The organism is Vibrio sinensis, assembly GCF_003605645.1.
GTDB classification, from domain to species: domain Bacteria; phylum Pseudomonadota; class Gammaproteobacteria; order Enterobacterales; family Vibrionaceae; genus Vibrio; species Vibrio sinensis.
In genome coordinates, this window is the sequence record NZ_QVMU01000028.1 from 1 (window position 1) to 24,192 (window position 24,192).

Consider the following 24,192-nt stretch of genomic DNA (forward strand, 5'->3'; position numbering starts at 1 on the left):
AGAGTTGAGGGACAATGGCAAACGGCTAATACTTCCTAAAAAGAGAAAAAGAAAGCCTTACCCCAGAGCTGTGCTAAAAAAAGCGCAGAAATACCCCTCACGCTTTAGAGATAAAAATGCCACTCGCTCTTAAGCGAGTGGCATTAAGTAAATACTGGGGTTTAAGTTCAAGAGGTCAATAACTTACAAGTTAGGTCCTGTTGATGGTCGATGAAGCTGACCATTTTTTAGTTGCGTCATACCTTGGTACATACGTGCCAACCAAACAATAATAGCCAGTGCTGCAAACACCATCCCTACATATGGAATGAAATAAGCAATGCTATCGAGTAACTTGCTGTGAAGCCAGTAATCACTGACGCCCACTAATACACCATTTGATGTTGCAACCGTTACGATCAATACGACAAAGAACGTTAGATATAAGAAAAATGTACGAATTAACCCATAGTAATGTGAGTTAAGTATCTCGCCATCTTCATTTTTATCTAAGCGATACCCCGCATAAATGATAGCAATGACACCTGAAATCAAAAATGTAAACGGTGTTAAACAACTTAAAATGTACGCAACCCAAATACCATTATGAGGCTTGTTCATTTGTTGATACTCCTTTTACCTTTTCATCCGGTGTTTCTGCGGTGTTCGCGGCTTCGTTAGCTTTGACTTCTGCATACCAAAGATCATGATGTTCTTTAGCCCAAGTCTCATCAACCTCACCCGTTACCATGCCCTCAAGAGCTCCTTCCATACCGAATAGACCAATATAGATGTGGAAAATGAAGCCACAGATCAAGATTAATGCTGAGAACATGTGGAGTAGATTCGATAATTCCATATCTCTTCGAGTTTGTCCGAAGATTGGAAAGTCGAGAATTAGCCCACTCACTGCCGCCGCGGCACCAAAGAAGATCAATAACCAGTAAATTGCTTTTTCACCACCATTTGAGAAACCAGCTGACGGATGCGTACCTTTATGCTTACCAACCATTCCACCCATTTTCATAAACCAACGTATATCAGTCATGGTTGGAATTGATTTGCGCCACCACTTAAGCAACACAATGATTAATAACATAAAGAATAGCGGTCCCACATAGTTATGGTATTGCTTAGCTAGCATTACAACAAAACCCCAGAACTCAGTCGGTACGTAAGGTTTAAGGAAATGTTTTCCGTAAACTAACATAAGACCACTGAACGCCAGTGTTAAGAAAGTAAATGCCATGCTCCAGTGCAATGCGCGATCCCAACGAGACCAACGTTTCAACTTACGTCCAGTGCGAGGTTTGCTTAGCATTAACGGACCGACTAAAACGTAGGCCATAAATACCATGGCAATACTTCCGAAAATGGCAATAGCCCCTGCTGGGGACATCCATTTTTCTTTCAATACATACCACGTCGAACCTGGTGTACTGATTAGGACGCCATGCTCTGGTGATTTAGAAGTCGTAAATCCCGCCTCTCCAGCACGAACTTCATGCCAAAAATCTGCGCCTGCTAGCTGTGTCATCTCTTTTTGGGCTACTGGTGCTGACTCATCTGCCATTGCAGGCAGAGATAGAGTCATCACCAGTGCTGCCAAAATTGGCAGCACAACAAGAGATAGACGTTTAAATAAATGGGTCATATCTCTCTCCAGAGTTAACTTTGTGTTGCGTCGTAAGAAAGATCTTCGCCGTCTGTCCAACCCGCATTTTTCGCACCGCGCTCAACCACACGTTGACGGAAGATGTCTGAAATTTTTTCAGCATCACCCGCAAGTAGAGATTTAGTCGAACACATAGATGCACACATTGGCAATTTGCCTTCTGCAATACGGTTAGAACCGTAAAGCATACGTTCTTTCTCAGAACCCGGTTCAGTGTTTGGGCCACCTGCACAGAAAGTACATTTGTCCATTTTACCACGTTCACCAAACGATTCTTGTTTAGGGAATTGTGGTGCACCAAATGGGCAAGCAAACAAGCAGTAACCACAACCGATACAGAGATCTTTATTGTGTAATACGATGCCATCTTCTGTGTGTTCAAAACAATCTGCAGGACAAACTGCCATACAAGGAGCATCAGAACAGTGCATACATGCTACAGAGATTGAGTTTTCACCCGGCTCACCATCATTAAGAGTAACAACGCGACGACGTTGGATACCCCAAGGCACAGCTTCAGTATTTGCATTCTTACATGCAGTGACACAACCGTTACATTCGATACAGCGTTTAGTGTCACAAAGAAATTTCATTCTAGCCATTTTCAGAGTCCTTACGCTTTGCGAATATTACAGAGAGTCACTTTTGTTTCTTGCATTAAAGTGACAGGGTCATAACCGTAAGTGGTCGCGGTGTTGGCAGCTTCGCCAATTACGTAAGGTGCAGTGCCCTCTGGATATTTATCAAGAAGACTCTCACCCTCAAATTTACCACCGAAGTGGAATGGCAAGAATGCAAGGCCAGGCATAACACGTGGTGTAACCATCGCTTTCACCTTAATACGGCCTTTCTCTGCACCTTCAACCCAAACGTCATCACCATCTTTGATGCCAAGGTCATTTGCGTCTTTAAGGTTAATTTCAACAAACATTTCTTGTTGAAGCTCTGCAAGCCAAGGGTTAGAACGTGTTTCTTCGCCACCACCCTCGTACTCAACCAAACGACCAGAAGTTAGAATAATCGGGTATTCTTTCGATTTATCTTGTTCCTGGATTGATTTGTACAACGTCGGTAGACGGAAAATCGCTTCTTTATCGTCCCACGTTGAGTATTCAGCAAGAAGATCACGACGTGGTGTATATAGAGGCTCACGGTGTAGCGGTACACGGTCTGGGAACGTCCATACAATCGCACGGGCTTTTGCGTTACCAAATGGAATACAACCGTGTTTAATTGCAACACGCTGAATACCACCAGATAGATCAGTCTTCCAGTTTTTACCCTCAGCAGAGGCTTTTTCTTCTGCCGTCAGGTCATTCCACCAACCAAGCTGTTTCAATAGCTTATCAGTGAATTCTGGATAACCATCTTCGATCTCACAACCTTTCGAGTAACTGTCTACTGCAAGTAAGCTTTGACCTTCAAATTCAACACCAAAACGAGTACGGAAGTTACCACCACCCTCTGCAACCGTCTTCGACGTATCGTAAAGAATATGCGTACCAGGGTGTTTCATTTCAGGTGTACCCCAACAAGGCCAAGGCAGACCGTAGGTTTCACCATTTGCAGGGCCACCAACAGCCTCAAGTGACGTGAAGTCAAATGTATGCCAGTTTTGTTGGTGCTCTTTCAAACGCTCAGGGCTTTGACCAGTGTAACCAATGGTCCACATACCTTTGTTGAATTCGCGGGTAATGTCTTCAATTACTGGTTGATTGTTCTCAACTTTAATGTTCTTGAACAACTGTTCTGAAATGCCTAACTTTTGAGAAAGCAAGTACATGATTTCATGGTCAGGCTTAGAATCAAATAGCGGTTGAATAACCTGATCGCGCCATTGAATTGAGCGGTTTGATGCTGTGACACTACCGTGGGTTTCAAACTGAGTCGTCGCTGGAAGTAGGTAAACGCCATCAGTACGATCGTTCATTACCGCCGCTACCGTTGGGTATGGGTCAACAACAACCATCATATCCAATTTCTGCATCGCTTTTTTCATCTCAGGACCACGAGTCTGAGAGTTTACAGCGTGGCCCCAGTAGAACATTGCGCGAATATTGTCACGTTGACGAATCTTGTCTTTGTTTTCTAGAACGCCATCTACCCAACGAGATACAGGAATACCTGCACTGTTCATTGGTTTTTGACCTGAATAAGAGTTATCGTCGAATCGACCATTAACCCAGTTGTAATCTAGATCCCATACTTTAGACCAGTGACGCCAAGCGCCTTCTGATAGACCATAATAACCAGGTAGAGTATCAGAAAGTACACCTAAGTCAGTTGCACCTTGAACGTTATCGTGACCACGGAAAATGTTTGCACCGCCGCCTGATTTACCCATGTTACCTAGTGCAAGTTCAAGCACACAGTAAGCACGTGTGTTGTTGTTACCGGTAGTATGTTGAGTACCACCCATACACCAAACCACACAACCTGGACGGTTTTCAGAAAGGAGTTTCGCAGTTTCGTAAACGTGAGCTTCTGCTACACCAGTTACGCGCTCAACTTCTGCAGGAGTCCATTTCGCTACTTCTGTACGGATTTCATCCATACCGAATACACGTTGATAGATAAACTCTTTATCTTCCCAGTTGTTCGCGAATACGTGCCATAGAACACCCCAAATGAATGCTACGTCTGTACCCGGACGAAGAGAGACATAGTGATCAGCTTTCGCAGCAGTACGTGTACGACGCGGATCAGCAACAACAATCTTACAGTTATTCTTCTCTTTCGCGATCAAGATATGCTGCATTGCAACTGGGTGCGCTTCTGCTGGGTTCGAGCCAATAAACAGCATCGATTTACAGTTATGCATATCATTGAATGAGTTTGTCATCGCACCGTAACCCCAAGTGTTTGCAACACCGGCTACTGTGGTTGAGTGACAAATACGCGCTTGGTGGTCAACGTTGTTGGTACCCCAAAGCGACGCCATTTTACGATACAGGTATGCCTGTTCGTTGTTGTGCTTCGCACTGCCCAAGAAGTAAACAGAGTCAGGACCTGATTCTTGACGAATCTTAAGTGCCTGCTGGCTGATCTCTTCTAGAGCTTGATCCCAAGAAAGCTTTTTCCACTTACCGTTTTCCAGCTTCATTGGGTATTTAAGACGACGTTCGCCATGACCATGCTCACGCAATGCAGCGCCTTTCGCACAGTGACCACCAGCGTTAAATGGGTGATCGAATGCTGGCTCTTGGTCAGTCCATACGCCATTTTGAACTTCAGCGTAAACACCACAACCCACTGAACAGTGTGAACAGATAGTACGCTTCTGCTCTACTTTCGCTTCTGGATCGACAGTTTTTGCTTCTGCCTTTTTCATCATACCTGGTGCAAATAAACTTGCGCCAACTACCGCGCCACCAGCCGCTAATGAAGAATTCTTCATAAACGAACGACGTGATACACCAAGTTGATTTTGCTCTTTGCTCACCGTATTGGAGCGTTTTACTAATTTCATGCGCTAAGCTCCTAATTACAATGAGTCGTAATAATCGCGAACATGCTGAGTTTCACGATAGCCCATCTTCTTTTCGTCAGATTTAATTTCTACCGTTTCTGCTGCAGTTGCCACTTTGGCTGTACCAGCGACAACTGCACCAGCTACGGCAGCAGTCGTTAAGCCTTTGAGGAGATCCCTACGGCTCGTATTAATTTCATTATTATCTTTCATTATTGCTTCCTTACCCTCAGGTAGTTTTTTTTGGGGACTTACCGTCCCTCTTATCGATGTTATTACTCGTACTCAGTTACGTTTTTGACATCAATTTTCAAATGCGATTTACTCTTAGTGTTCTTGCTAAATTGCACCTGTTCTAGCGTACCGAACGCTCGTAACAAAGCGGCTGCTGAACGATAGAAATCTCCGCTCTTGGCGGTTTCTACCTGTAGAGCGAATGCATCATACCAAGTGGCAATATGCTTGTTGAAAAATGCTTGCTGAAGATCGGCCTCCTCTTCTGCTAGCATAGCCATCACTTCGCACAGTGCTGAAATATGGTCTTCTGGTTCTTTTACTTGATCTAGGCGTTCAAAACCAAGTAGCTCTAGGTCATGTCGGATATCCGCTAATGGCTTTTCCATTAGAGACCCTGTCATATGCCAAGAGCCAAATAGAACTGCTTCACCTCGACCAATACCAATAAATAGATTTTGGTATTCTTCTTCTAGTGTTTCACGATTCGAGTTTTGTGCTGCTTCACGTAAAGCAAGCCAAGCTTTTTCCATCGCACTTTCGCTTTGTTCAACTTCTAACGTCGATAGAAAGTCGATTAACTCAGCATTTGGCGCTTGACGAAATAATGTTGCCAGCAAAAGATAAATATCGCTGCGTAGTGACTGTTGTTCTTGCTCGTTCATGTTTTCCACGCACAGCTCCTAATATTTCAATTGATCAATGGGATTATTCGCCATGCTTTCAAACATATCGATCACACGACAGTCTTCACACATAGCAATACGGCCAATCGCCGCTTCATTATCAAAATGAGAGTGACCACGTAACTTCGATTGCAACATATCTATCATAGATTGAGGGGCAAACGGCTTATGACAACGTGTACATTCCGCCGCTTTCTCTTGATGAATAATAGTCGCTTTTTGGCGAGATTCTTTATCCCAGTTAATGCGTGGCGTCAGCGTTAGTACTTTTTCAGGACATGCTTTTACACACAAACCACATTGAATACAGTCTTGTTCAACAAATTGAAGTGATGGCGATTGACCATCAGTATGCAGAGCACGTGTTGGACAAACTGCTACACAACTCATACATAACGTACAATCTTTGCTTTCACATTCAACGCTACCGTATGGCGCGCTTGCTGATAGCTCAACGATGTTCTCCACCGGAATACGTGAAATAGCCAAAGCATCAAGTGCTGTAAATAGACGTTGACGCTTATTACCTTCCAAATCACCTAATGCAAGGTCGAATGAATCAATACACAACGTAGGAGGACCTTCGCGTAGCGATTCTAGGTAGAGAATATCAATACACTCTTTTTGAATGCCTAAATGACTCAGTAACTCTTGAGCCATAGAGACTTCGTTATTCAAAATACGAATAATCGTTGGCGGCATAAAACGGCTTGCAGCGAACAGTACTTGAGTCGCACCATTCACCAGCGCAGCAAACCACGTATCAATACCAATTGATGGTAGTTCTTCCACGACAACTGGAATAACGTTATCTGGTAACGCTTTCAATGCCATGACGTTGTAACTTTCATGACGAGAACTACAAATCAAAACAATAGGATCTTGACCACCCGCTTTCTCATAATTCGCTAACGTACGTTCAATGAATTTTTGCGTGTCATCTGGATTAGGCAATGCGTAATGGATTGCTTCTGTCGGACAAGCCGTTGCACACGTACCCACGCCTTGGCAAAGGTATGGGTTAATCTCGATATGGTGACCGCTTTTATCGTCACCTTGACTGCTCAATGCGCCAGCGGGACAAGCATCCACGCAACGCTCACAACCTTTCACACCACGAGAACTGTGCGCACATAGGTCAGTATCCAGACGGAAAAATTTTGGTTTATCGAAAGTGCCCATTAACGTTGGGATTTCTTCCAAGGCATCAGCAAGTTTTGGATAGCCTCGCCCTACAGGGTAATAACCAGGAACTGGAACCTCTTCAGACATACAGCTGTTTAGACATAGGTCCAAAACAACATCAAAGCAGTCACTATTAATGGTTGCTTTTGCTAAGTTACTAGTGATGCCATTGTTTTCTGTTAACACTTCAAATGTTCCTAGAAAACCAGAGACTTGAACCGTACTTGCGAAATAAAGGGCCTGATGCGCTCCTTTTTCTCCATCTGTCGAAAGCAAGGTCACACTATTCATTTGAGTTAATTGTGCAGCAGCACTTTCAATGATCGCCGTTGGACCGACAATCAAAGTGTTACCACCGCTTTCATAACTTACCGTTGGCGGAATTAGATTAGTTAACTCGACGGTATTTTCAAAAGCATAAAGCCTTGCTTTACCGTTATTGGAAGTTGCTTGTTGTAATAATTCTTTCAGCATTGCTCAGTTCCATTCATGAACATGAAAATTCTTTCCACTTTCATTGTAGCTAGCGCTGGAAGAAGTGCTGACTAAGAACTCAGTAAGTATCATGAGTTTTATCTAGAATCAGCTTTCTAACCTTGGCGCCTTAAAGATACGCACAGCTTCAATGAAATGTTACTGCTTGATACCTAGCAAATGTCGTACCAACTCTTTAACTTTTAAAAATCATATAATTAGATAAATTTTAGTCAGAATAAAACCATAAAAAAACCGATTGAGACAATTTGTCCCAACCGGTTCATTGGTGATACAGTCAAAATGTACCTATTCTTGATTTGGTATATTTTGTCTCAGTATTTCAACTTGTTGTTCAGTTTGCTCCGAATTCTCATATACTGTGTTTATATCCAGTTCTTTTTCATCTTCCGCTATATCGGTATCTTTTTGAGCAACTTCATCACCGAGGCTGTCATGAGCATGCTCTTCTGGCTCTTCTTCTGTTTTTTCTTTAACCCAGTCTCGCAAGGTCTCCGCGACCCCTTCCGTTAAAGTTTTCAATTGACTATAGTCTTCATCATAATCATCAAGACCATCACGAATATTAAACTCTTCAGAAAGAAATAGTTTTCGTAATGCCGCTTTCTTTACACTTGCCGAAGCCTCAGATGCCAGTAACGCTGCTATTGATGGTTTTTCTGCTTCATCCGTATCAACTCCCTCTGTTTCTGAGGACACGATACTCGCCTCTTCGAAAGGAGGCTTATTGCCATCAATGATCGTATCGTTTGTGTCATGCACAGTTGATGTAATATCACTAGATACAACGCTATCATTAGACTGATCTGTTACTTCTTCCTGTGTAACATCGTCTTGCTTAGTTTCGTCCAGTTTCCTTTTAGACCAACGTGAGAGAAAACTAGTTGCCATTTGATCGACCTGCACCCTTACGTTTTTTTCTGCGAACTTCTAACAGCTCACCATGTCGCCCAATATAGGCCTCCATCCACGCTTGAACCGCTAAAGGCATATCATGTGATAGTACAAGATAGTCACCATCCATATAACGACTCGCTACGCTCTGAGAAGCAGTTAAACTAACAAGGTTAGTATGACTGCTCTCATCAAGGTTATCCAAAACCAAAAAAAGTTTAGGGCTTTGGGAGCTCAAATTAAAACGGTAGTCTGTTCGTTCATCGCGAAACAGCTGAAGCAACATGACATGTTCACTTTCTGCAGTCGGCTTTAAATTAAACCCAGCAAGTTGTTTTTGAACGGTTACCCATATCCCTGTTGTAATTTCATGTTCGACGATATCGCAATCTATGGACCAACACTCTTCCGTTTTAACTATCTTTAGGCTAGTACTTTCTAATTTTGACATGTTTCACCTTTTTTTCTTTATACTGAGGTGTAGCAATAATTATACCTATCTTCTCAATATTCGGCTTCTGTTAAAATAATAACCTTAAAAACGTTAGTTCTTCTATTTTCAGTGAGCTTGCATAATAATTGTGTCTCATACAAGCAGAATGGACAGAGCAAGATTTGGGAACAGTAATTGCTAGTCCTTTGTATAAAAAATAATACGACTAAAAAAATAGGATGCCTAGTGGATAAGCCAAATATCATTAAAACGAGCGAAAACCCATTGCAAACCATCGAGGTTGAAGTGTTTGACGAGTATGGAGAAAAGCTGACCAAGCAAATTGCTTGTGAGCGACCTTTAACTGTCATGCTTAACTGGAAAGAAGTCGTAACCTTAATGACATTAGGTTCTCGCCCAGAGTCCCTAGTACTTGGTTACCTTAAGAATCAAGGGTTCCTGACCGATCCAGCGGCAATTGAATCAGTTATTATTGATTGGGAAACGCATACAGCTGCTGTTGTAACGAAAGAAGATACAGCCCATTTAGAAACTGCATTAAAAAAGAAAACCGTTACTTCAGGTTGTGGTCAAGGAACAATGTTCGGTAATGTGATGAAGCAACTTGAAAATTATCAAGTACCTCAAGAATCTCTGAAACAATCTGAAATTTACACCTCTCTTGAAGCTCTCACACATTACAACGACACCTATAAGAAAGCCGGAGCAGTTCATGGATGTGCTGTGTGCCAAGGAGACAAGGTACTATCATTTGTTGAAGATGTTGGCCGTCATAACGCAGTAGACACCTTAGCTGGTGAGATGTGGCTTAATGGTGAAACCGGTAATAGTAAGATTTTTTACACAACTGGCCGATTAACATCTGAGATGGTAATCAAGGTCGCTCAAATGGGAATTCCTGTTCTACTATCACGTTCGGGTGTGACTCAGATGGGACTCGACCTTGCAAAACAGTTTGGTATTACCACCATAGCGCGAGCGAAAGGACTTCGTTTCCAAGTCTTTACTGGCGCCGATAAAATCTTGTTTGACGTTAAGGGAAGTGACCAAAACGCAGATTAGTCTTTTGCCTGCTAAGGATTAAATGTTATATCGCATAAGTGACAAATGAGAACGAATCAAGATTGAGAAAGCCCATTCACTTATGATAGTAATTGCTAGATACACAAAAGCCCCGTATATGGAAACCAAATACGGGGCTTTTTTTATTTTGTGGTGAACGTTAAATCAGAGTTGATTAACCTGCAATACCACGATGTCTTTGGTATTCCGCGTAAGTACCACGGAAGTCATTAATCTTGCCGTCGCGGATTTCTAGGATACGCGTTGCAATAGAGTCAACAAAGATACGGTCGTGCGATACGAAGAACAAAGTACCTTTATATTCCTCCAATGCGGTGTTAAGCGCTTCGATAGATTCCATGTCCATGTGGTTAGTAGGTTCATCCATTAACAACATGTTTGGTTTGTGCATCATTAGCTTACCAAGAAGCATACGACCTTGTTCACCACCAGATAGGACTTTTACTGACTTCTTAATGTCGTCTTGACCAAATAGCATACGACCAAGGAAGCTGCGAACAACTTGTTCATCATCGCCTTCTTGGCGCCATTGACCCATCCAATCAGTTAGATTGAGATCTTCTTCAAAATCGTGTGCATGATCTTGTGCATAATAGCCGATGTTTGCATTTTCAGACCATTTGAACTCACCGTTACGTGGCTCTAGTGCGCCTGCTAACGTGTTCATTAAGGTTGTTTTACCCACACCATTCTCACCGATGATAGCAACGCGTTCACCCACCTCAAAAATTGCATTGAAGTCGCTGAATAGATCGTCTTCAAAACCTTGAGACAAGTTTTCAACAATCAGAGCATTACGGAAAAGCTCTTTAGACTGTTCAAATCGAATGAATGGGGTTTGACGACTTGATGCTTTAACTTCATCAATTTGAATTTTATCAATCTGTTTTGCACGAGATGTCGCTTGCTTCGCTTTCGATGCGTTTGCAGAGAAACGCGCAACGAACGTTTGAAGTTCAGCAATTTGTGCTTTCTTCTTCGCGTTATCAGACAGTAGACGAGCGCGCGCTTGAGTAGCCGCTGTCATGTACTCATCGTAGTTACCTGGGTAAACACGCAATTCACCGTAATCTAAGTCAGCCATATGCGTACAAACTGAGTTTAGGAAGTGACGGTCGTGCGAAATGATGATCATTGTACAGTTACGTTGGTTAAGAGTATCTTCCAACCAACCGATGGTATCCATATCCAAGTTGTTGGTAGGTTCATCTAGTAACATGATGTGCGGGTCAGCAAATAGAACCTGTGCTAATAGCACACGAAGTTTCCAACCAGGAGCCACTTCACTCATTAAGCCAAAGTGTTGCTCTAGAGGAATACCTACTGCTAGTAGAAGCTCACCTGCTTTAGACTCAGCCATGTAGCCGTCCATTTCAGCAAACTCAACTTCAAGATCAGCGACTTTCATACCGTCTTCTTCGCTCATTTCTGGCAAAGAGTAAATACGGTCACGCTCTTGCTTAACATCCCAAAGCTCTTTGTAACCCATGATAACAGTATCAATTACTGTGAATTCTTCATAAGCAAACTGGTCTTGGTTTAGTTTTGCTACACGCTCGTTTGGATCGTAGCTTACGTTACCTGCGCTTTGCTCAAGCTCGCCGCTCAGGATTTTCATAAAGGTCGATTTACCACAGCCGTTCGCGCCGATAAGACCGTAACGGTTACCCTCGCCAAACTTAACCGAGATGTTTTCAAAAAGTGGCTTCGCGCCAAATTGCATGGTGATATTTGCTGTGGAGATCAAAACCTGTATCCTAATTCGTCAAAAAACCGCGCAACGTTACTGGTTACGGCTAAGAACTTCAAGTGTTGTTTTGATTAATTCACTTCATTTTAGCACTTAGCTCATTGAATCGAGGAAAGAAGCCTATCAATTTCCTCTTAACTTTTAAGATCATCACCATATAAGAAGCTGCTAATCTTAGGCAACGTATCGTATCCAAGTTATAGATCACCGCTTTTCGCTCTGCCTGTTAGAGCTCTGAGTCGTCGAGATTCTACTTTTAGAGTGAATCAAACATGACATTAGTCTGACATTTCAAAATATTTTACCTTTAGAGTGCCTGCCCCCCGTTTGCGACGAAATTCGCAAACCCAGCCAAAATTACTACACTAACTCCAACACTATAATTTTAAGAGAATTTTATGCGTTTTCATGTACGCGTCCTTATATTGACGTGTCTATTCGCTGCTTGGCCAAGTTTGGCTAACAACGATTACGGCTTTCAATCTCAGCCACAGAGCTCACCTGTGGCAAACGACATTGCACAGCAAGTTGCTTCACTTCCTGAGCCACTATTTATGTCTAGTAAAGATAAACGCCAAGTTAATATCTTACTGGCCAAAGTTTTGCGTGTTCAACGTGAACAAATCGCAACCTTTGACGCACAACTTGTCGCGCATCGTCACGAGAGTTCACCACAAACCTGGTCTGACATACAAAACAGTTACTTCACGCTAACCAGTTTAAACCGAAGCAAAGAAGCGCTATTGGCACTAACTAACCCGGCAAATCGTGATCGTCTCACCGGTTTTGGTCCTTACGGTGTGACGCAATTTAAACAAGAGTGGCAACTGACCAAACTCAATGCGGAATATGTTGTTTACTTCCAAATCCGAAGTTTTAAAGCACTCATCAAAGATATCTTTATTTCACCGATTCCCGTAATTTGGGCGGCACTTAAAGTCTTGTTCATCTATTTTGGCTTAGTTTGGTGGCTCGCTAACAGTAAGCGATTGATTGATCTCTTCCGCGTCAGTCAGTTAGAAAACAATAATAAACCTGCATTTTGGGTTCGTATTGTTTGGTACATTAGTCGCGCTCACCGAGCAATTGCATGGTTAATTGCCATTACACTCTCACTGCGTGTGCTTTCTCAGATACCAAGCTTACAGCATTTAATCTTCCTTGAAATCTTCACTTGGTGGGTTCTAGGCGGTTCTATCGCAATCAGCTTTATTTTAGAATTTGCCTATCGTAACAGCCGCACTTCATCACGTGCGGTGATTGCACTGCGTCTATCAACCATCCGTCGTTACGTTTGGAGCATCATCATTGCTGGTGTGATCATGCAGATTTCTATTCGCACCTTAGGCAAAGGCACTATTTATAGCTGGATCTACAGCGCCTTGTTCTTCTGGTTTGTGCTGGTCACTATCTCAATCCTGCGCTTATGGCGTGAGAAAGTACTCGAATCACTCAGTGACTACTCCGAGCATCCCGTATGGGTAACGTGGGCAATAAATCGTCAAAATACTATTTTGATCAATATTGCTGCGACCGCCATTGGTGTTGTTTGGCTGACAATTGAAAGTGCAAAGCATCGCCTTATGTCCCTACTGTCACGCTCTACGTTGTTCAGCCAAGCTCTGGCTTACCTATTTCGTATTGAAGTTGCTAAACAATCCGACATTGATAAATGCCAAAACCATCTCGTGCGTATAAAAGGCGAACAAGTGTTTGAATACGTCTTGCCTGGCAGCATGGATAGTGAGTTGATCAATTACGCGACTGAAGAAGTCAAACAGCTCTCGCGTTATCTGATGTCTGATAACCCCGCGATTTGTGTTGTCTCTGGCGAACGTGGTGTTGGTTCAACAACCTTGTTGAACAGTATGCTAAACAAGGTTTCAAACGCAGAGCCAATTTACTTGAACTGTCCTTATTCTGGCTATAGCGGTTTGTTGGCGCAATTAGCGTTAAGTATTGGTCTTGATGAAGAGTCTAGTGAGATTCAAATTCTGGCTTATTTACGTAAAAGTGAAACCACTTACTTAATCGCAATTGATAATGCCCATCGCCTCGTAAAACCAATGGTTGGCGGTTTGAGTGATCTCATCCGTGTAACGAACCTACTGCGTCGTTCGAAGAAAAATCACCGTGTTGTACTATCAATTGCGAAATCGAGTTGGCGCTTTGTCGACCGTGCCCGTGGCGAGCGTCTGCTGTTTGATTTGGTCTGCTTTCTTCCTCGTTGGAATGAGAAACAAATTGGTGAACTGCTTGATAGCCGTATCAACAAAGACCTTGAAAAACCGTTGTCGTTTGAGGGCCTCGTTGTACCAAAGCAGTGGGACCAAGACGAGATGAGTGAAGAAGAACGTGCGAAACAAGGTTTCTACCGCATTCTTTGGCACTATTCAGATGGTAACCCAACCGTGGCATTGCGCTTCTTCCGTTTGTCGATCAACCGCAATAAAGAAACCGATCAAGCTGTAGTGCGCCTATTCCATGCCCCTGAGTCACAAGAACTGGAGAATATGCCAAAACCAATGTTGGCGGTTCTACGTTCTATTGTGCAGTTAGAAATCGCCTCGCCGGAAATTCTCTCTGATTGTACTCAGCTGAGCATTGCTGAGATTACCGGTATTTTGCGTTACTTCCAAAGCCGTGGCTATATCGAGTGGAGCGAAGATCAAGCCCGTATCTCTGATCATTGGTTCCGTCACATAACAAACGTCCTCGACCGTCAACATCTTTTGGTGAAGTAGTATGAAAAGATTAATAATTCTACTGTTTATTGGCTTTGCTGCCTTACCGTGTTTTGCTACGGAAGAAATCGCCAACGTAGAAAACATTTCGAAAATTGCCAGCCTAGTACGTTGGAGTGGCGTATTTTTCTCGCTATTCGTGATTGCTGGCGCATGGCTATTGCTTAAATTTATGAGCTCTATGGTCGAAAGCTTCGGTGGTCAGTTCGTTCAATACCGAATGCTGCTACAAAAACTGCAATCTTTTACTCAGTTCTTTATCTACATGAGCACTGGTATTGTGGTGTTTATGATGAGCTTTCGGATTAACGACCAAATTCTCGCATTGATTGGTGGTACGCTTGCGGTCTCAGTCGGTTTTGCGTTGAAAGACCTTGCAGCATCGTTCATCGCGGGTATTACCGTGATGGTCGATCGGCCATTCCAGGTGGGTGACCGCGTCACTTTCGAGGGAAACTACGGTGATATCATTACCATTGGCTTACGCTCGGTACGCATGCGTACATTAACCGATGACATCATCACTATTCCGAACAACAAATTCTTAAATGAAGTGGTTGTGAGCGGTAACTATGGAGCACTCGATATGCAGGTGGTGATCCCATTCTACGTCGGTATGAATGAAGATATCACCCTAGCCCGCGATTTGATTCAGGAAGCGGCCTCTTCAAGTCGTTATATTCACTTGCCTAAGCCGGTGACCGTATTAGTGAAACAAACCATCACCGACAACTACCTTGCAATTCAGTTGACTTGTAAAGCTTATGTTGTTGATACCGCTTATGAAAAATTGTTCGAGACCGACATTACCCTTCGCGTAATGAAAGAGTTCAGAAAACACAACATCAATCCACCGAAGATTGCGGTTAACGCGAGTTAATCTCGATTTATTGGAATAAAAAAGCGCCTAATTAGGCGCTTTTTACTATGTCAGGAATTATCATTAATAAGTTAGTAATTAATGATTATGTTCCGGGTTTGCACAATTCTCTGGCTCATAACGAGTTGCTAATACGCGTTGGGTTGCATTATTAGCTGGCATAGCAAATGCTTTAGATTTTGCTAACGAACTAGCCTGCTCATCACCACCTTGAACCGTGTAAACAGGTTCTTGGGTTGGAGCTGTTATGATCATGGTATCAAGTACTTCACCATCACACACTACACTCGCTGCCTTTGGATTGTCAGAACGTGCTACGTTAACGTGGAACTTATTCATGTTATCAGCGTTACGACGATTATTTTTCAGCGCATATTTATCTACGTCGCCGTTGGCCATTTCAACCTCTAGTGCACAGTTCGCAATAAGGCTTGCGCTGTCAGCTGCGTAAACATAACCATATGAACCATGAAGAGCTGGGAAGATAAAGCTTTCTAGTTGCTTCGACGGATCGTAGTAACCCACTAATGTCGTTACAGGGACACCATATTGAGTTGGTTTGATCGCTTGATATTGTTCAAAGCTTGCATCTTTCACCCATGTTTGACCATCAGAGACAAACACCAAACGACTGCCGTAAGGAACGACCATCGATTCACTATTGATGGTCAAGTTCGAGTTATAGCCAGCATCCGAGTTAAAGGTAAAGATCTTACCTTTATTGCTCATGCTCGCTTCAGGCACCGACATATCACGCGCCCAATGCCCATTCCAAGTTGACAACTCAACTTTGTCAAAGTTACCGAATAGAGCGGCAATACGCTCAGCGTTTGCTTCCCATGGTGCAACACTGGTGATTTCCAGAGTATCAACACGGTGTGTGTATTCCTCCATACTCTCAGTCTCTTCATTCCACTTTTTAAAACCAGTCGAAGAAGTTTGATCAAACACCGCTTTGCTCTCTAAGTTCTTTTGGATAAAGAACATCGAATAAGGCGTGTACATGGTAAAGCGCTGTTGGTTATACATTGCCCAACCGCCTGCCATTGAATCGCTACCAAAACGGAACATATCATTGAACGCTGGAACACATTGTCCATCTAGACAACTTTCGCCACCGTTGCTTTGTGGTGCAAAGTTTGGAATGAACACATCACGAGATGAATCCCAGCCCCAAGTCGAATTACTCATATTGGCCGGCTTATGGATTGAACCCTCAAAACCACCAGGATAATGGCCTAAACCGTAGTTATGCCCAACTTCATGGCTGAATTCATTGCCAATTGAGCTGTCAAGCGTGACCATACCGCCACCACCAGAACCGCCATGTGTTTGGACACCGTTACTATAAACACCACGAGTATTATGAGCGGTTAGCTGGGCAACAAAATAGGGATGTTCACCCTCTCCTACACCAGCGGTAGAATGAATGCCATAGTTGGCATTGTTGATACCAATTGAGAATAGCTCTTTACCAATGCGCTGACGCATCGTGCCGCCATGCCAACCACCTTCGCTTGGATCATGATCGGTCAGTAACGTACCATCTGGTAGCATCACTTCAAGCAGATGAACCGGTTCATACTCACTCACCACCATTTTACTCAATGGCGCTGTTTCAAAGTATTCACGCTGTGCTAGTTTGTCTTTTTGGAAGTCAAAACGATCACGAGGCTCAACCAGCATACCCACATCGATAGTATGTAGAAGTAGCTCTGTTGGTGCGCCAACTTTAATGCCGGTTAAACTGCCAGACTTACCATCATTAGCAAACGTCAGATTAAGGCCAGGTGCTAACCACTCTTTTGGCAGCTCAGCAGACCAATAACCATCAGCATAGCCAATTTCGTTAAAGATCAAATCATCTTCGAGTACCCATGCACCGTTAACGTTCTTAAATACCGTCGTCGTGCCATTGACAATCGTACGAGTACGGTCTTGGTAATAGCTTACATTTGAGTTATAGCCAGCGCTTGATTGGAAGATAAATGTTTTACCATCAAGTTCTGGGTTATTTTGTTCCAAAGCAATATCGCGGATCCAGTGACCATTCCACGTATTGAGTTTCACCACATCATGCTCAGCTAATGCGTTAGAAATTGCAGCGCTAGAAACCTCGCGAACTGCAAAAACAGCCGCTTCATCATAACTAAAATCAATATCTGTTGTGCTCATCTCAGGAATCGCGAGCACGTTACGCGCCAGTAGTTCTGGGGCTCGCATATCCAGTGAGCCAAGAACTTCACCCTGACGGTTTTTCGCCGTAACGGTAACTTGGGTACGAGGCTCGAATGCCACTTGCGGTTTGAACATCACTTTAGTATTTCGTTCACCAACCAAATGCATGCGTTTTTCATCACTTGCTGGTTTTGCCGGAACTATGTGTGCTTGAGCAAATAAAACCGCACCATTCAATTCACCGGTGAGCATGTTTTCAAGCTGATTATTATTAAAGAAGATAGATGGTTTTTGAACAACAGGAGTACATTCCGAAGTATCAAGATTGGTGGTTAGAGGGCGCTCCCAAATGTAATTCCCGTTGTTGTCTTTTGAGCCTCTACCCGCCGCATACAGAGCAAACGTACATTTTTCCCAATTCGGCGCATCGTAACCTTCAGGAAATAAATCAAAACCACCAGCGTAACCCCAGTATTGCCAGTGTTTAGGTATAAAATCGAATACAGTTTGGAACTCTGATTCAATATCAAATAGATCGAACATTACGTTACCGTCAAAGTTGATACGTAAATTCTTACCTTTGTATTGCAAGTACTGGTATTCACCTTTTTGGATAACATTTTCTGGTTGATTTACCAGAACGGCTAACTCTTCCATTTTTGTCATAATTTTAACGCTAGCCTGCTCTAAAGTTAGTTCAGCAGCATAAGCATTAGTCGTCAAAACGGATGCGACCATAAGCCCTAATAGTTTCTTTTTCATATCTAGTCTCTATTTTAATTATTGTGAACTTGTCAGCATCAATACTCACAAGCAGATACAAAGGGGCCCCTTTGACTAGAATTTTAGAGCGTTTATTCAAGGACAAGCCAATGACAGTTTTATTAACTTAGATCTCTATTCCAAATGATTTGCGACCAATGATCGAATAAGTGATTTATTACCAATATAAATATAATTATGGCAATTTATATAAAAACAAGATTGAATATCCTGGGTAATTAGTCGATCATTCTTTGTTCGTAAATGATATGGATTATATTCAGAGACTATCGAACACGAAAAAGCACCTCAAATAAGGTGCTTTTAGTATGGTATTGACGATGACTACACAGCTTAATTTCGAGTAGAAACCAGCAAGTGTGTTTCTGCTTTATTTGGCAAGCGAATTGTAAAACGGCTACCTTGTCCCCACTCTGATGTCACGGTAAGTTCCCCACCTGTTTGGCTCAAAATACTCTGCGACACAGATAAACCTAGACCAGTACCTTCGCGCTTAGTGGTGTAAAATGGAGAGAAAATTCGCTTAAGATTTTCAGGCTTAATACCGCATCCTTCATCTTCAATATGAATTAATGCGCCTTTCGCTTCACCATTCTCACACCAGTCTTCACTAATCACAGTCAAACGACCCTTTCCCTGCATCGAGTGAATCGCATTCATCTGCAAGTTAACCAATATTTGTAGTAATTGATGGCGATTAATCTCAACCGAAGTATGTGCGTGTAGGTCGGTGACAAACTCAATATCGCGCTTTTTGCTACCAGTCTTAACCAAGGTAATGCTTTCATCTATGATTGGATTAACATGTTGCCAAGTCACCTCATCTTGCACTCCTCCCTTACGACTGTATTGAAGTAAGCTTCGAGTGATATTTCGTATCCGGTCAATTTGAGTATGAATGGCTTCAATTTCTTCACGCACACGTTCAGCCTCTTCACCCAATTCGAATTGAAGCAGTTCTACATTCCCCAAAATTACCGCTGTTGGGTTATTAATTTCATGGGCGATTCCCGCTGTTAACTCACCTAATGCTGCCAATTTTTCATGAACCACCAACTTGTCTCGAGTTTGATTCAACAAATGAATGTGCAATTCAAGTTCGTTAGTTTTTTCTTTCAACGTCGCAGTTCGTTCATGAACTTTGCATTCCAGTTCCATCGCCGATTGTTTGATTTCATTTTTTCTCTGTCTAAGCAGATCAAGCATATTATCGAACTGTTTGGCGAGTTGCGCCAACTCATGCTGTTCATCAAGATCAAGAGGACCAATTCTCGTATCTTTGCCTAACTGAATCATCTTCACCACGCGGTGGATATGTTCGATAGGATTAAACAGGTCTCGCGAACCTCTATATACCATTAGCCCTGAAACGAACAGCAATAGCAATGTGGTTATACTTACTTCAGCAATATTCGTCATATACGCTTTCACAAATGGCCACATCAAATAACCGGTGTATAGCATGCCAATCACTTGGCCATCATGATCTCGGATTGGCTGATACGCCGTGATATACCACGCATCATAAACGAATGCCCGGTTAACCCACTCCTCACCATCAACCAATACCGCTCTATCAACCGAAGAAGAGACTCGGGTGCCGATAGCGCGACCAATCCGATCAGTACTATTTAATGGCACATTAGTACTCACACGAAGATCATCTAAAAAGAGCGTTAATGTACCTACAGGGCGTAAGCTATCCAGTTTGTTGGGATAAATTAAGTCTCGAATTTGATCAACTAAAGCCGTGCTGTTATTCAGTAGCAAACCGCCATCTAAGTAACCAATAACTTGGTTATCATTGCCATAGATTTCGACAACTGTACGACTAATTAGCCCCCTAGATTCGACCTTATTACCTTTCAAAATTGGAATTTGCGCTTGTTTCGACAAATTAGGATCGAGTGCATCCAATGCTTGCGCGTCTAGAACATCAAAAAAAGACTCTTCACGACTATATTGCTGAAACTCTGTCTTGTTTATTTGCTCTATAGGATGAAACAACAAAAAATCGAGGTTATACCGGTTCTTTTGTTGTGATACCCACTTGGTGACCTCTTCATCTCGATTGATTCGGGTGCGAAAATCGTAAGAATCAGCGAAAGACTTTACATGGTTAGCCTGCTTTTGTTGAATAAGAGCAATACTGTTATTCGCTACAGCAAGACGCTCTGAAACATCCAATAAAGCACTTTGCCAAGTGTAGTGGATTGACCAATAAATTGTGATTGCAATCAGTGCGATTAACGTTAGAAAAATGGGCGCAGAAGTTAAGATCATCAGTCGATATCGAACCATCGTCTTGAAACGATGACGCCATTTCTCAAATAACCCGACCTTAGTAGTCATAGCCGGTATCCTCAATATCCCAATCTTTATATTTACGCTCGAGTGTTTTACGTGCGACACCTAAATCTCGAGCTGCAGCAGACTTATTCCCGTCATGCAAGTTTACAATCTGTTGAATATGGGATTTCTCTACTTCTTTCAAAGTCCAGTTATTCGGGTAGCCCTCCGCCTGAGATTGAGATGTTTCAGCCATATCAATCAACTCAGAGCTCGCTGAAACAGTGAGTGACACATTGCTAGTCGCCTGAGTCAAATCGCTTTCTCGCCAATAATGAGCCGGTGGTTTTCCTAGTAAAATGCAACGTTCTATTAAATTTTTTAATTCACGGATATTCCCTGGCCAATCGTAATTATTCATTGCGAGAATATCTTCATGAGCCCACTTCGGATCTGGCATACCGAGTTCAGCAGTTAACATCTTGATAAAAAATGGCACTAACTCAAGCAAGTCAGCCTTACGTTCTCTTAATGGACTTACATCAATTTTTAATACGTTTAAGCGGTAGAATAAATCTTCTCTAAACGCTCCTTTATTAACTTCTTCTTGTAAGTTACGGTTGGTTGCTGCGACAATTCGAACATCAACGCTGATTTCTTTTTCGCTACCGACAGGTCGAATTGTGCGTTGCTCCAAGACTCTTAAAAGCGCGGATTGCATCAAAAGAGGCATTTCACCGATTTCATCAAGGAATAGCGTACCGCCACTCGCCACGCGAAATAAACCTTCCCTGCTTTTTTTCGCTCCGGTAAATGCACCGGATGTGTGACCAAAGAGTTCACTCTCTAGCAATTCTGGCGCAATAGAACCACAGTTAACTGGAACAAATGGCCCTTTACGCAAACTGGCTTCATGAACTCCGCGAGCCACCAACTCTTTACCCGTTCCAGATTCTCCCTCAATCAGAACCGATGCTCGTGATGGTGCAAATTGGGAAATAAGCTGTTTTAGCGAATGGGTTCTTTCTGAATTTCCAACGATTTCGGTGGTGATATGACGTTTAAAATCATGAGACAGTGCGTATTGCATTCGTTCATTTAAACGCTTATCCATACAGCGCTTAACAGACTGCAACATCTGCTCTAAGTTAAAGGGTTTCAAAATAAAATCGGAAGCACCGAGTTTTAACGCTGATATTGCGGTCTCTAAATCCGCATAGCCAGTCATAAAAATCACGTCGGCTCGTTTATCATCATCGTTAAATGCTTCTTCCCATTCTATTCCTGAGCGTCCTGGTAAATTGATATCAAGAACGATTAAATCGTAATGATCAGTACTACGCAGTATCTCCGCTTCTTCGATACTGCCGGCTGAGTCGACTTTTGAAAACCATTTACTCAATGCTTTTTTTAGAATGGCTTGCATTCCCACTTCATCGTCGACCACGAGAACAGAAAAAGCTTGATATTGTAATGTTTGATTAGGGGCGAACGTTGGAGCCATATTGATTCAGCTAGAAAAATTGTCAGTGAGACAGAGTGTACCAATAAACACCCCCTTGTAGCGAGTCAATATGCGACATTTTGTCCCACCCAGTCATTATGTACGCTAACAAACTGATTTATTGTCATTATTTAGACCTATATTGGATCCGTTAGATACGAATTAGCGATCTCAAGCACAACGGATAAACCATCAAATAGCGCACAATAGCGGTAAACTCCATTGATATTACTGGGTTAACATTTCTGTTATGTCGATTTATATGAGTTTTCTTGGTTATTTACTAAAACTTGGCATTTACTTTGCTTATCAACGCACTGAACACGTACCGTTGTTAGTGAATAAATAAGCTCAGTTGATGAGCGATAAATAAATGGAATATAAAATGAAAGCGATTACTTATACTTTAGCCGCCGCATCATTAGCCCTAGTCAGCTACTCTGCATCTTCTGCTGATGAACAACCGCACGTTCGTCTTGCTACAACAACCAGCACGTATCATTCAGGTCTACTAGACTATTTACTACCAGAGTTTGAAAAAGATACAGGTTATAAAGTTGACGTTATTGCCGCTGGTACTGGTAAATCTCTGAAGATGGGTGAAAATGGTGATGTTGATTTGGTCATGACTCATGCACCAAAAGCAGAAGCGTATTTCGTTGATCAAGGTTACGGTGTTCTACCTCGCAAACTAATGTACAACGACTTTGTGATTGTGGGTCCTGCTGCAGATCCAGCAAAAATTGAAACTCAAAAAGATGTAACTGACGTATTCAAAAACATCGCAGAAAGCAACTCAACGTTTATTTCTCGTGGCGATGATTCAGGTACACATAAAAAAGAAAAAGGGATTTGGGAACAGTCAAAAATCGAACCTAACTTTGGTGGCTACCGCTCTGTTGGACAAGGTATGGGACCAACGTTGAACATGGCATCTGAAATGCAAGGTTACACCATGACTGACCGTGGTACATGGCTTGCGTATAACAACAAAGTTGATCTTGAAATTCTTTTTCAAGGCGACAAGCAACTATTTAACCCATACCAAGTAATTTTGGTTAACCCAGAGCGTTACCCGACAATCAACTACCAAGGTGCAAAAGTGTTTAGTGACTGGTTGGTTAATCCGAAAGGCCAAGAGTTGATTAACAACTTTACTATCAATGGTAAACACCTATTTGTCGCGAACGCGAACGAGAAATAATTATTCATGAGTCTCTGGCAAACGACACTAGACGCGTTGGCACTTTTGGTCGCCTTTGACCCAGATCTGTTAGCGATTGTTGCGGTCTCATTTAATGTATCTTTGACTGCGATATCTCTGGTGTTGCTGCCAGCGATTCTATTCTCATTCATTCTCGCTTACACGGAGTTCCGCGGTAAATGGTTCTTCTTGTCAATTATTAATACCCTTCAAGCCGTACCAACAGTGGTTATCGGCTTGTTGCTTTACATGTTGCTATCACGCGCAGGCCCACTCGGTGATTGGCAAATGCTTTTTACCCAAAAGGCGATGGTATTCGGCCAGATGCTGATTTGTTTTCCTGTTTTGGTCGCAATGATGCATGGTTCACTTCAATCGAGTGATCGCCGAGCCGTAGAAACAGCCATTACCCTTGGTGCTTCACCCTACCGTGTAGCGGCGACCATGATTTGGGAAACTCGCTTTCCACTTCTCGCGGCAACCATTACCGCCTTTTCTCGTATCGTGACCGAGGTCGGTTGTTCAATGATGGTTGGGGGGAACATAATGGGTGTAACGCGTAATATTCCAACTGCAATTTCGATGGAAAGCCATAAAGGAGCTTTCGCTCAGGGCGTCGCATTGGGAATAGTATTACTCTCACTGGCCCTGCTGCTAAACTTTATGTTAGGTAGCATGCGTGGTCGTGGCTATTTAAGAAACTAAG

The 24,192-nt window shown here is 42.7% G+C and carries 18 protein-coding genes; 5 read left to right on the forward strand and 13 right to left on the reverse strand.

Annotated features, from left to right (window positions below; all coding sequences use genetic code 11):
* Positions 1–183 precede the first annotated feature (183 nt).
* The 9 genes from DZ860_RS20105 to DZ860_RS20145 form a co-directional block, all read right to left on the reverse strand.
* Positions 184–600, reverse strand: coding sequence for a hypothetical protein (locus DZ860_RS20105; RefSeq protein ID WP_120034706.1), 417 nt, complete (start codon positions 598–600; stop codon positions 184–186).
* Entirely contained in the window at positions 584–1,633 is a 1,050-nt protein-coding gene (locus DZ860_RS20110) for a formate dehydrogenase subunit gamma (protein ID WP_120034708.1), read from the reverse strand. The genes DZ860_RS20105 and DZ860_RS20110 overlap by 17 nt, the downstream gene beginning before the upstream one ends.
* Positions 1,634–1,647: 14 nt before the next feature.
* Positions 1,648–2,256: a formate dehydrogenase FDH3 subunit beta gene (fdh3B, locus tag DZ860_RS20115; RefSeq protein ID WP_120034710.1), complete on the reverse strand. Its 609-nt coding sequence runs from the start codon at positions 2,254–2,256 to the stop codon at positions 1,648–1,650.
* A gap of 11 nt (positions 2,257–2,267) precedes the next feature.
* The gene (locus DZ860_RS20120) at positions 2,268–5,123 is read right to left on the reverse strand and encodes a formate dehydrogenase subunit alpha (RefSeq protein ID WP_120034712.1); all 2,856 of its coding nucleotides are present in this window, start codon (positions 5,121–5,123) and stop codon (positions 2,268–2,270) included.
* A 15-nt stretch (positions 5,124–5,138) separates the two neighbouring features.
* Positions 5,139–5,336: a twin-arginine translocation signal domain-containing protein gene (locus tag DZ860_RS20125; RefSeq protein ID WP_120034714.1), complete on the reverse strand. Its 198-nt coding sequence runs from the start codon at positions 5,334–5,336 to the stop codon at positions 5,139–5,141.
* Between the two features lie 62 nt (positions 5,337–5,398).
* Complete coding sequence (locus tag DZ860_RS20130; protein WP_207890660.1) at positions 5,399–6,022, reverse strand: TorD/DmsD family molecular chaperone; 624 nt, start codon at positions 6,020–6,022, stop codon at positions 5,399–5,401.
* 18 nt (positions 6,023–6,040) lie between these two features.
* A complete protein-coding gene (locus tag DZ860_RS20135) occupies positions 6,041–7,702 on the reverse strand; it encodes a 4Fe-4S dicluster domain-containing protein (protein WP_120034718.1) in 1,662 nt (553 codons plus the stop codon).
* A gap of 309 nt (positions 7,703–8,011) precedes the next feature.
* Positions 8,012–8,614 carry a DUF3306 domain-containing protein gene (locus tag DZ860_RS20140; protein WP_120034720.1) on the reverse strand — a complete coding sequence of 201 codons (603 nt, stop codon included), beginning with the start codon at positions 8,612–8,614 and terminating at the stop codon, positions 8,012–8,014.
* Positions 8,604–9,068, reverse strand: coding sequence for a DUF3305 domain-containing protein (locus DZ860_RS20145; protein WP_120034721.1), 465 nt, complete (start codon positions 9,066–9,068; stop codon positions 8,604–8,606). Before DZ860_RS20145 ends, DZ860_RS20140 begins: the two co-directional genes overlap by 11 nt.
* Positions 9,069–9,296: 228 nt before the next feature.
* Here DZ860_RS20145 and fdhD point away from each other — a divergent pair, with 228 nt between their 5' ends.
* Complete coding sequence (fdhD, locus tag DZ860_RS20150; protein WP_120034723.1) at positions 9,297–10,133, forward strand: formate dehydrogenase accessory sulfurtransferase FdhD; 837 nt, start codon at positions 9,297–9,299, stop codon at positions 10,131–10,133.
* A gap of 175 nt (positions 10,134–10,308) precedes the next feature.
* On the opposite strand, the gene DZ860_RS20155 is transcribed toward fdhD, so the two are convergent.
* Positions 10,309–11,901, reverse strand: coding sequence for an ABC-F family ATPase (locus DZ860_RS20155; protein WP_120034725.1), 1,593 nt, complete (start codon positions 11,899–11,901; stop codon positions 10,309–10,311).
* Between the two features lie 401 nt (positions 11,902–12,302).
* Here DZ860_RS20155 and DZ860_RS20160 point away from each other — a divergent pair, with 401 nt between their 5' ends.
* Both DZ860_RS20160 and DZ860_RS20165 read left to right on the forward strand, forming a co-directional pair.
* The gene (locus DZ860_RS20160; RefSeq protein WP_120034727.1) at positions 12,303–14,648 is read left to right on the forward strand and encodes an ATP-binding protein; all 2,346 of its coding nucleotides are present in this window, start codon (positions 12,303–12,305) and stop codon (positions 14,646–14,648) included.
* A gap of 1 nt (position 14,649) precedes the next feature.
* A complete protein-coding gene (locus tag DZ860_RS20165) occupies positions 14,650–15,528 on the forward strand; it encodes a mechanosensitive ion channel family protein (protein WP_120034728.1) in 879 nt (292 codons plus the stop codon).
* A 78-nt stretch (positions 15,529–15,606) separates the two neighbouring features.
* Here DZ860_RS20165 and DZ860_RS20170 read toward each other — a convergent pair whose 3' ends face one another.
* From DZ860_RS20170 to DZ860_RS20180, 3 genes are all read right to left on the reverse strand, one after another.
* Complete coding sequence (locus tag DZ860_RS20170; protein ID WP_120034730.1) at positions 15,607–18,468, reverse strand: M66 family metalloprotease; 2,862 nt, start codon at positions 18,466–18,468, stop codon at positions 15,607–15,609.
* A 354-nt stretch (positions 18,469–18,822) separates the two neighbouring features.
* The gene (locus tag DZ860_RS20175) at positions 18,823–20,841 is read right to left on the reverse strand and encodes a sensor histidine kinase (RefSeq protein WP_243641894.1); all 2,019 of its coding nucleotides are present in this window, start codon (positions 20,839–20,841) and stop codon (positions 18,823–18,825) included.
* Complete coding sequence (locus DZ860_RS20180) at positions 20,831–22,282, reverse strand: sigma-54-dependent transcriptional regulator (RefSeq protein WP_120034732.1); 1,452 nt, start codon at positions 22,280–22,282, stop codon at positions 20,831–20,833. The genes DZ860_RS20175 and DZ860_RS20180 overlap by 11 nt, the downstream gene beginning before the upstream one ends.
* 385 nt (positions 22,283–22,667) lie before the next feature.
* On the opposite strand from DZ860_RS20180, the gene DZ860_RS20185 reads away from it, so the two are divergent.
* Positions 22,668–23,486, forward strand: coding sequence for an ABC transporter substrate-binding protein (locus tag DZ860_RS20185; RefSeq protein ID WP_120034734.1), 819 nt, complete (start codon positions 22,668–22,670; stop codon positions 23,484–23,486).
* A gap of 6 nt (positions 23,487–23,492) precedes the next feature.
* Positions 23,493–24,191: an ABC transporter permease gene (locus tag DZ860_RS20190; protein WP_120034736.1), complete on the forward strand. Its 699-nt coding sequence runs from the start codon at positions 23,493–23,495 to the stop codon at positions 24,189–24,191.
* The last annotated feature ends 1 nt before the right edge of the window (position 24,192 follow it).